General features: G+C 71.3%; 8 protein-coding genes. 5 read left to right on the forward strand and 3 right to left on the reverse strand.

All coding sequences use genetic code 11. The annotated features are described in order from the left end of the window. Window positions 1-3: 3 nt before the first annotated feature. The gene (locus tag CKO43_RS15360; protein ID WP_200231049.1) at window positions 4-1,668 is read left to right on the forward strand and encodes a PhoH family protein; all 1,665 of its coding nucleotides are present in this window, start codon (window positions 4-6) and stop codon (window positions 1,666-1,668) included. Between the two features lie 113 nt (window positions 1,669-1,781). Here CKO43_RS15360 and CKO43_RS15365 read toward each other — a convergent pair whose 3' ends face one another. The 3 genes from CKO43_RS15365 to acuI all read right to left on the reverse strand — a co-directional run bounded on the left by CKO43_RS15365 (window position 1,782) and on the right by acuI (window position 5,732). Further along, the gene (locus CKO43_RS15365; RefSeq protein ID WP_346728263.1) at window positions 1,782-2,612 is read right to left on the reverse strand and encodes a DNA ligase; all 831 of its coding nucleotides are present in this window, start codon (window positions 2,610-2,612) and stop codon (window positions 1,782-1,784) included. 171 nt (window positions 2,613-2,783) lie between these two features. Next, window positions 2,784-4,709 carry a propionate--CoA ligase gene (locus tag CKO43_RS15370; RefSeq protein ID WP_346728264.1) on the reverse strand — a complete coding sequence of 642 codons (1,926 nt, stop codon included), beginning with the start codon at window positions 4,707-4,709 and terminating at the stop codon, window positions 2,784-2,786. 30 nt (window positions 4,710-4,739) lie between these two features. Beyond that, on the reverse strand, window positions 4,740-5,732 hold the full coding sequence (gene acuI / locus CKO43_RS15375; RefSeq protein ID WP_200231053.1) for an acrylyl-CoA reductase (NADPH): 993 nt from the start codon (window positions 5,730-5,732) through the stop codon (window positions 4,740-4,742). Between the two features lie 133 nt (window positions 5,733-5,865). Between acuI and CKO43_RS15380 the strand changes: the two genes are divergently transcribed. The 4 genes from CKO43_RS15380 to CKO43_RS15395 form a co-directional block, all read left to right on the forward strand. Further along, window positions 5,866-6,489: a C40 family peptidase gene (locus tag CKO43_RS15380; RefSeq protein ID WP_200231055.1), complete on the forward strand. Its 624-nt coding sequence runs from the start codon at window positions 5,866-5,868 to the stop codon at window positions 6,487-6,489. 45 nt (window positions 6,490-6,534) lie between these two features. Beyond that, window positions 6,535-7,650 carry a GTP 3',8-cyclase MoaA gene (gene moaA / locus CKO43_RS15385; protein ID WP_200379162.1) on the forward strand — a complete coding sequence of 372 codons (1,116 nt, stop codon included), beginning with the start codon at window positions 6,535-6,537 and terminating at the stop codon, window positions 7,648-7,650. After that, the gene (gene mobA, locus CKO43_RS15390) at window positions 7,650-8,228 is read left to right on the forward strand and encodes a molybdenum cofactor guanylyltransferase MobA (protein WP_242481188.1); all 579 of its coding nucleotides are present in this window, start codon (window positions 7,650-7,652) and stop codon (window positions 8,226-8,228) included. The genes moaA and mobA overlap by 1 nt, the downstream gene beginning before the upstream one ends. Continuing rightward, window positions 8,221-8,968, forward strand: a 748-nt coding sequence (locus CKO43_RS15395) for a molybdopterin molybdotransferase MoeA (RefSeq protein WP_200379163.1), incomplete at its 3' end; no start/stop codon positions are given. The genes mobA and CKO43_RS15395, both read left to right, overlap by 8 nt.

Below are 8,968 nucleotides of genomic sequence, written 5' to 3' on the forward strand. Positions count from 1 at the left end.
CCCATGCCTCTGCCCAAGCCTCCGACGAAAAAAGCCGACCTGCTCGCGGCCAGCGACTACGAGTCGCAGGCGGCCCCGAAGCCGCGCAAGCGCACGCTGAAGACCCCCGCGGCCGAGGTCGCGCCGGTCGAGACCCGGCTCGTGCTCGACGACAGCGCCGTCGCCGCCGCGCCGCGCCGCCCGGTGGTGCCGGCCCCGGCACCGGCCGCGCCGGCACCGACTCCGGCGCCCGTGCCCCGCAGCCGCGTGCGCACGCCGCGCGGCACCGGGCCGGCCAAGCTCTTCGTGCTCGACACCAATGTGCTGATGCACGACCCGACCTGCCTGTTCCGCTTCGACGAGCACGACGTCTTCCTGCCGATGATCACGCTGGAGGAACTCGACGGCCACAAGAAGGGCATGAGCGAGGTCGCGCGCAACGCGCGCCAGGTCAGCCGCGATCTGGACTCGCTGGCCACCTTCACCGGCGAGAACGGCGCCGTCGATTCGACCGCCGGCATCCCGCTGGCCAAGACCGGCCATCGCGAGGCCGGTGGCAAGCTCTTCTTCCAGACCATGATGCTGGACGTGAAGCTGCCGGCCGGGCTGCCGCAGGGCAAGGCCGACAACCAGATCCTGGGCGTGGTGCAGGCGCTGCGCGAACAGCGCACCGACCGCGAGGTCGTGCTGGTGTCCAAGGACATCAACATGCGCGTCAAGGCGCGTGCGCTCGGCCTGCCGGCCGAGGACTACTTCAACGACAAGACGCTGGAAGACGGCGACCTGCTCTACACCGGCGTGCTGCCGCTGCCGGCCGACTTCTGGGAGCGCCACGGCAAGACGATGGAGAGCTGGCAGCAGGGTGGCAACACCTACTACCGCATCAGCGGCCCGCTGGTGCCGGGGCTGCTGATCAACCAGTTCGTCTACCTCGAGACCCCGGGCGCGACGCCGCTGTACGCGCGCGTCTCCGAGATCACCGGCAAGACCGCGGTGCTGCGCACGCTGCGCGACTACACCCACGGCAAGAACGCCGTCTGGGGCGTCACCGCGCGCAACCGCGAGCAGAACTTCGCGCTCAACCTGCTGCTGGATCCGGAGTGCGACTTCGTCACGCTGACCGGCACCGCCGGCACCGGCAAGACGCTGATGACGCTGGCCGCGGGCCTGGCCCAGGTGCTGGACGAACGCCGCTACAGCGAGATCATCGTCACCCGCGTGACGGTGCCGGTGGGCGACGACATCGGCTTCCTGCCCGGCAACGAGGAAGAGAAGATGGGCCCGTGGATGGGCGCACTCGACGACAACCTCGAGGTGCTGGCGCGTAGCGACGCCAGCGCCGGCGAATGGGGCCGGGCCGCGACCAACGACCTGGTGCGCGCGAAGATCAAGATCAAGAGCCTGAACTTCATGCGCGGGCGCACCTTCCTGAACAAGTACGTGATCATCGACGAGGCGCAGAACCTGACGCCCAAGCAGATGAAGACGCTGATCACGCGCGCCGGCCCGGGCACCAAGATCGTCTGCCTGGGCAACCTGGCGCAGATCGACACGCCCTACCTGACCGAAGGCTCCAGCGGCCTGACCTACGCCGTCGACCGCTTCAAGGGTTGGCCGCACGGCGGCCACCTGACGCTGGCGCGCGGCGAACGTTCGCGCCTGGCGGACTTCGCGAGCGAGGTGCTCTGAAGGCGGCGCGGGACGCCTTGCGGCGTCCTGCGTCCAGCCTCAGCCCTCGTGCGTGAAATCGCACTCGGGCCTTAGCCAGGCGCGCGATGCCTTCCGGCATCGCGCGCCCAGCCTCAGAACTCGCGCACCCTCAGGAAGCTGGCGAAACGCGGCAGGCCACCAGCGGTCAGGCCGCGGTGGCGGTAGCTGACGACGCTGCCCACGGGCGGCGGCGCGTCGCGCTGGGCGTCGCTGAAGCCGGTGCCGAGCAGGAACTCGGTGCCGTCCTCGGTGCGCACACGCAGAGCGCCGAGCCGGCCTTCGTGGCGGCCGCGGCCGCCGACGTGGCCGACGACCACGGCCTCGGCGTCGTGTTCGGGCTTGAGCTTGAGCAGCGCGTCGCTGCGGCCCGGCTGCCAGAGCGCGTCGGCCCGGTGCAGCACCAGGCCTTCGCCGCCGGCGGCGACCACTTCGTCGAGCCGGTGGCGAAGCGCCGCCGCCGACGCGACGGGGCGCTGCTCGATCGCGAAGAACGCGTGCGACGACGACACCAGCGCCGCCAGCCGCGCGGCGCGATCGGCGAACGGCCCCGGCATGCCGGGCTGGTCGAAGACGCCGTAGCGCAGTTCGCGCCAGGCGGCGTCGTCGGGCCGCGCGCGGCGCAGCAGGCCGGAAACGGCGTCGAACGCGCCCCGGCCGAGCCAGAGCTCGCCGTCCAGCGGCTGTTCGGGCAGGCGCGCCAGGAAGTCGGCCGGCGCCGCCAGCGGCAGACCGCTGCGAAATCGCAGCCTGCGCCCGTCCCAGAGCGCACGCACGCCGTCGAGTTTTTCGCTGACGAGAAACCCCGCCGGGTCCAGCCCCGGCGGCGCTTCGCGCGCCAGCATCAGCGCCGGCGCGGCGGCTTCGGCCCGCGGCCAGCAGCTGAACGCGGCCGCCGCCGCCAGGAGATCACGTCGTCTGAACACATCGGCCCCCTTCGCAAGGCGTTGGGGGCCGAGTCTGGCGTTCTCACAGCGCCACCGCATCGCTCCGCCGGGCGCCCTCGGCCGAGGGCGCGGCGGCTCAGCCATCGAGCGTGGAATCGCGGGCAGGCCGCTGGCAGAAGGTCAAGGCCTTCCGGCCCTGGCCATTGCGCCTCAGGCCGGCGTGACCAGATCGCGGATCTGCTGCAGCGCGGTCGGGTCCTCGATCGTCGTCAGGTCGCCCGGGTCACGCGCTTCGCAGACGGCCTGGATCGCACGGCGCAGCAGCTTGCCGGAACGCGTCTTGGGCAGGGTGGCGACGAAACGCACACGCGCCGGCCGCGCGACGGCGCCCAACTGCTCGTCGACGAGCTTCATCACCTCGCCTTCGAGTCTCAGCGCGTCGGCGTCGGTGGCCACGGCCGAAGCATCCTTCAGCACCGCGAACGCCATCGCGACCTGGCCCTTGAGCTGATCGGCGACACCGACAACGGCGACCTCGGCCACCATCGGGTGGCTGGAAATGCTCTCCTCGATCTCGCGCGTGCCCAGGCGGTGACCGGCGACGTTGATGACGTCGTCGGTGCGGCCGAGGATGAAGAAGTAGCCGTCCTCGTCGCGAATGCCCCAGTCGAAGGTGCTGTAGACCATCCTGCCGGGCACGCTGCTCCAGTAGGTGTTGACGAAACGTTTGTCGTCGCGCCAGACGGTCTGCATGCAGCCCGGGGGCAGCGGGCCCTCGATCGCGACCACGCCTTTCTGGCCGGGCGCCGTCAGCTCCTCGCCGCTGTGTTCGTCGAGCAGCTTGACGTCGTAGCCGTAGACCGCCTTGCCCGGCGAGCCGAACTTGCTCTTCGCGGCCTCGACGCCGTTGCACAGGCTGAGGATGGGCCAGCCGGTCTCGGTCTGCCAGTAGTTGTCGATGATGGGCTTGCCCAGGGCGCCGGCGATCCAGGTCGCGGTCGGCTCGTCCAGCGGCTCGCCGGCGAGGAACAGCGCCCGCAGGGACGACAGGTCGTGTTTCTTCAGCGAGGCCGGGTCCTGCTTCTTCAGCACGCGCACCGCGGTCGGCGCGCTGAACATCGAGGTCACCTTGTACTTCTCGACCAGGCTCCACCAGATGGAGGCGTCGGGCCGGATCGGCAGGCCCTCGTACATGATCGTCGCGCAGCCGCCGAGCAGCGGCGCGTAGATGATGTAGCTGTGGCCGACGACCCAGCCGATGTCGCTGGTCGAGAAGAAGGTCTCGCCCGGCTTGCACAGGTAGATCTTCTCCATGCTGGCGGCGAGCGCGACCGCGTAGCCGCCGGTGTCGCGCTGCACGCCCTTGGGCTTGCCGGTGGTGCCGCTGGTGTAGAGCGTGTAGCTCGGGTGCGTGGCTTCGACCCACACGCAGGGCACGACGGTGTCGGCATGGCAGTCGCGCCAGCCGGCGTAGTCCTCGTCGCGGCCGGCGACACGCTCGAAGGCAGCCAGGCCGCGGTCGACCATCAGCACCTTCTGCGGCTTGTGCTGGGCCAGGCGGATGGCCTCGTCCAGCAGCGGCTTGTAGGGCACGACCTTGCCGCTGCGGCTGCCGGCGTCGGCGCTGACGATGACCGTCGGTTCGGCATCGTCGATGCGCGTGGCCAGGCTGACGCTGGCGAAACCGCCGAAGACCACCGAATGCAGCGCACCGATGCGCGTGCAGGCCAGCATCGCGAATGCCGCCTCGGGGATCATCGGCATGTAGACCAGCACCCGGTCGCCCTTCTTCACGCCCAGGCTCTGCAGCGTCGCGGCCATGCGCTGCACCTCGGCGTGCAGCTCGCGGTAGCTGTAGATGCGCTCCTGGTTGGTCTCGGTCGAGACGTAGATCAGCGCGTTCTGGTCGCCGCGTGTCGCCAGGTGGCGGTCGACGGCGTTGTGGCAGAGATTGGTCTCGCCGCCGACGAACCACTTGGCGAACGGCGGCCGGCTGTAGTCGCAGACCTGCTCGAAGGGTTTGTGCCAGTCGATCAGCTTGGCCTGTTCTGCCCAGAACGCGTCGCGATCCTGCAGCGAGCGGCGATGAAACTCGGTGTAATCGGTCATCGTTGTCTCCTCGTTATGGGCTGGGATTAAGAGGCCGGGCGCTGACGAGCGGCTGACTCAATCGCCTATGCGCACCACCACCCGGCCGGTCACTTTGCCGTCCATCAATTCGGCCGCTTTCGCGATCGCGCAATCCAGCGAAACCTCGCTCGCGATGCGTTCCAGCAGCGCCGGATCGAGGTCACGTGCGAGCCGGTCCCAGGCCGCCTGGCGGCGCGCCAGCGGCGCCATCACGCTGTCGATGCCGGCGAGCGTGACGCCGCGCAGGATGAAGGGCGCGACGCTGGCCGGCAGGTCCAGACCCTGCGCCAGCCCGCAGGCGGCAACGACGCCGCCGTAGCGCGTCTGCGCCAGCACGTTGGCCAGCGTATGGCTGCCGACGGCGTCGACGGCCGCCGTCCAACGCTCCTTCTGCAGCGGCTTGCCCGGCGCGGCGAAGGCGGTGCGGTCCAGCACCTCGGCCGCACCCAGGTCTTTCAGGTAGTCGGCGGCGTCGGCCTTGCCGCTGACGGCGACGACGCGGTGGCCCAGCCGGGCCAGCAGCGCGATCGCGACGCTGCCGACGCCGCCGCTGGCGCCGGTGACCAGCACTTCGCCGTCACCCGGCACGACACCGTGGGCCTCGAGCGCCAGCACGCACAGCATCGCGGTGTAGCCGGCGGTACCGATCGCCATCGCCTGGCGCGGCGTGAAGACCGCGGGCAGTTTCACCAGCCAGTCGCCCTTGAGCCGGGCGCGTTCGGCCAGGCAGCCCCAGTGGGTCTCGCCAACGCCCCAGCCGTTGTGCACGAAGCGGTCGCCGGGTTTCCAGACCGGGTGGCTGCTCTCGAGCACGGTGCCGGCGCCGTCTATGCCCGGCACCATCGGCCAGGCACGCACGACCGGCGCGCGGTTCGTGATCGCCAGCGCGTCCTTGTAGTTCAGCGTCGAGTACTCGGGCCGCACCAGCACTTCGGCCTGGTCGGCGCCGGGCAGGCGCGATTCGTCGATCTCCGCGAGGCGCGCGCCGAAGCCGCCCTCGCCCTTTTCCAACAACAGTCCACGGAACATCCGGTTCTCCGATTCGATCAAGGCCGCTTGTTTGCGCGCCCGCAAACCGGGCGTGCAAGACGGCACGGACTCGCATATTGCCCGTGTCGCCAACATTGACACTCTCCGGGTTGGCCCCTATGCTGCGCGGCCGATGCCTTTTTGCCCCCGCCCCTTCCGCCTCCTCGTTGCCGGCCTTGCCGTCGCAGCATCCGCGGGAGCCTGGGCAGCACCCGAGCCCGCGGCCCCGCAAGGCGGCGACGCCGTGATGCAGATGCTGCAGCAAAAAGGCCTGGTGCCTTCGGCCGGCAGCGTATCCGAGACCACCCAGGGCTTCGTGCAGCAGGTGCGCGACACCGCGTCCGACCTGGTGATGTCGGCGATGAACTTCCTGGGCGTGCCCTACCGCCGCGGCGGCAACAGCGCCGAAGAAGGCTTCGACTGCAGCGGCTTCACGCGCCACGTCTTCGAACGCAGCCTGGGCATGGTGCTGCCGCGCCGCGCCGACCAGCAGGCCAAGGACGACGCACTGACCAAGGTCTCGCGCGACGAACTCAAGCCCGGCGACCTGGTCTTCTTCAACACGATGCGGCGCGCGTTCTCGCACGTTGGCATCTACGTCGGTGACGGCAAGTTCATCCACGCGCCGCGCACCGGCAGCGAAGTCCGCATCGAGGACATGCGCCAGTCCTACTGGGTGAAGCGCTTCAACGGCGCGCGCCGCGCCGAAATCGGCGATACGCCGCAGACCGAAGCCACGCTGCCTTCGCGTCCCTGACCGGCCCGCAGCACTTGCGGCACGTCAAACCGGCACAATCGCCGGATGGGCGAAAGCGTCATTCCGTTAGCCGACCTGCGGGTCTCGGCCATACCGCTGGCGGTGCCGGCCACCCCGGCGGCGCCCGCCGGCAGGCTCGTCGACCGGCTCGGCCGGCCGCTGCGTGACCTGAGGATCTCGGTCACCGACCGCTGCAACTTCCGCTGCGGCTACTGCATGCCGCGCGAGGTCTTCGACACGCGCTACCGCTTCCTGCCGCACGACGCGCTGCTGAGCTTCGAGGAAATCACGCGTGTCGCCCGGCTGTTCCTGGCCCACGGCGTGCGCAAGATCCGGCTCACCGGCGGCGAGCCGCTGCTGCGCAAGCAACTGCCGGTGCTCGTCGAACAGCTCTCGGCGCTGCGCACCGTCGACGGCAGCAAACCCGAGCTGACGCTGACGACCAACGGCACCCTGCTGCCGCGGCTGGCCCGGCCGCTGCGAGACGCCGGCCTGGACCGCATCACCGTCAGCCTGGACGCGCTCGACGATGCGGTGTTCCGGCGCATGAACGACGTCGACCAGCCGGTGGCCGAGGTGCTGCGCGGCATCGACGCCGCGCTCGAAGCCGGCCTGGCCCCGGTCAAGCTGAACATGGTCGTGCGCCGCGGCCTGAACGACCACGAGGTCCTGCCGCTTGCGCGCCATGTGCGCGACACCTGGGGCGCGGCGGTGCGGCTGCGGTTCATCGAATACATGGACGTTGGCAGCAGCAACGGCTGGCGGCTGGACGAGGTTCTGCCGTCGGCGCAGGTGCGCGCGCGGCTGGACCAGGCTTTCGGCCTCGAACGCGTGCCGCCGGCCTCGCCCGACGAGACCGCCGAGCGCTGGCGCTACCGCGACGGCCGCGGCGAGATCGGGCTGATCTCGAGCGTCACGCACGCCTTCTGCGGCGACTGCAGCCGCGCCCGCCTGTCGACCGAAGGCAAGCTTTTCCTGTGCCTGTTCGCGTCGCGCGGCCACGACCTGCGCACGCTGCTGCGCAGCGGCGCCAGCGACGCGCAGATCGCCGGCGCGATCGGCATGGTCTGGAACGCACGCGACGAGCGCTACTCCGAACTGCGTGGCCGCCAGGCGCCGGCGCCGGAACGCCGCATCGAGATGCACTACATCGGCGGCTGATGGAGGCGGCGCTGATCGCCCGCGACGACATCACCGGCCTGGTGCTCGCCGGCGGCCTGGGGCGGCGCATGGGCGGCGCCGACAAAGGCCTGCTCGACTGGCAGGGCCGGCCGCTGGCGGCGCACGCGCTGGCTCGGCTGGCGCCCCAGGTCGGCACGCTGGCGCTCAGCGCCAACCGCAACAGCGAGGCTTACGCGGCCTTCGGCGTGCCGGTGCTGGCCGACCCGCTGCCGGGTGCGCTCGGGCCGCTGGCGGGGCTGCTGGCCGGGCTGCACCACGCGCGCACACGCTGGCTCGCCGTCGTGCCCTGCGACGCGCCGCGTTTTCCCGTCGATCTCGTCGCCCGCCTGGCCGCCGGCCGCGCGGGCGCTGCCGTCGTTTACGCTCGCGCGGCGCGCACGCACCCGGTCTTCTGCCTCGTCGACACCACGCTGGCCGCAACACTCGAACAGGCGCTGGCCGGCGGCGAGCGCCGCGTCGAAGGCTGGCTGCGCGCGCAAGGCGGCGTCGCGGTCGACTTCGACGACGAAACCGCCTTCGCCAACTTCAACACTCCGGAGTCCCTGCACGATGACTGAGGCCACGACGCCGCTCGCCACGATCGCCGGCGAACTGGCCGGGCACGGCGACGAAGACCTGCCGCTGGCCCTTGCCCAGGCCGCGCTGGCGCGCCTGGCGACGCCGGTTGCCGAGACCGAGAGCGTGCCGCTGGCTGCTGCCCTGGGCCGGGTGCTGGCCGCCGACCTGGTGTCGCCGCTGGACGTGCCCGCGCACGACAACTCGGCGATGGACGGCTATTCGTTCGCCGGCACCGCGCTGCGCGGCGACGGCCCGACACAGCTGCCGGTCGCCGGCACGGCACTGGCCGGCCACGGCTTCGACGGCCCGGCACCGGCCCACGCCTGCATCCGCATCATGACCGGCGCACCGCTGCCGGCCGGCCACGACAGCGTCGTGCCGCAGGAGCTGGTCAGCGTGCAAAACGGCCTGCTGACGATCCCGGCCGGTGCCGCGCGCGCCGGCCAGCACAGCCGCCGCCGCGGCGAAGACCTGCGCCGCGGCGGCGTCGCGCTCGCCGCCGGCCGCCGGTTGCGACCGTCCGACCTCGGGCTGGCCGCGTCGCTGGGCATGCCGACGCTCGATGTCCGCCGGCGCCTGCGCGTCGCCTACTTCAGCACCGGCGACGAGCTGACGCCGCCGGGCGCGCCGCTGGCGCCGGGCGCGATCTACGACAGCAACCGCACGACGCTGGGCGCGCTGCTGGCGCGGCTGGGCGTCGACGCCGTCGACCTGGGTTCGGTGCGCGACGACCCGCAGG

It is taken from the genome of Rubrivivax gelatinosus (assembly GCF_016583785.1).
In the GTDB taxonomy this organism is placed as follows: Bacteria; Pseudomonadota; Gammaproteobacteria; order Burkholderiales; family Burkholderiaceae_C; genus Rubrivivax; species Rubrivivax gelatinosus_B.

Excerpts from the sequence above, each read along its gene's own strand:
- CKO43_RS15360 (WP_200231049.1), top strand. The coding sequence starts at position 4 with ATGCCTCTGCCCAAGCCTCCGACGAAAAAAGCCGACCTGCTCGCGGCC.
- acuI (WP_200231053.1), bottom strand. The coding sequence starts at position 5,732 with ATGTTCCGTGGACTGTTGTTGGAAAAGGGCGAGGGCGGCTTCGGCGCG.
- CKO43_RS15380 (WP_200231055.1), top strand. The coding sequence starts at position 5,866 with ATGCCTTTTTGCCCCCGCCCCTTCCGCCTCCTCGTTGCCGGCCTTGCC.
- moaA (WP_200379162.1), top strand. The coding sequence starts at position 6,535 with ATGGGCGAAAGCGTCATTCCGTTAGCCGACCTGCGGGTCTCGGCCATA.
- mobA (WP_242481188.1), top strand. The coding sequence starts at position 7,650 with ATGGAGGCGGCGCTGATCGCCCGCGACGACATCACCGGCCTGGTGCTC.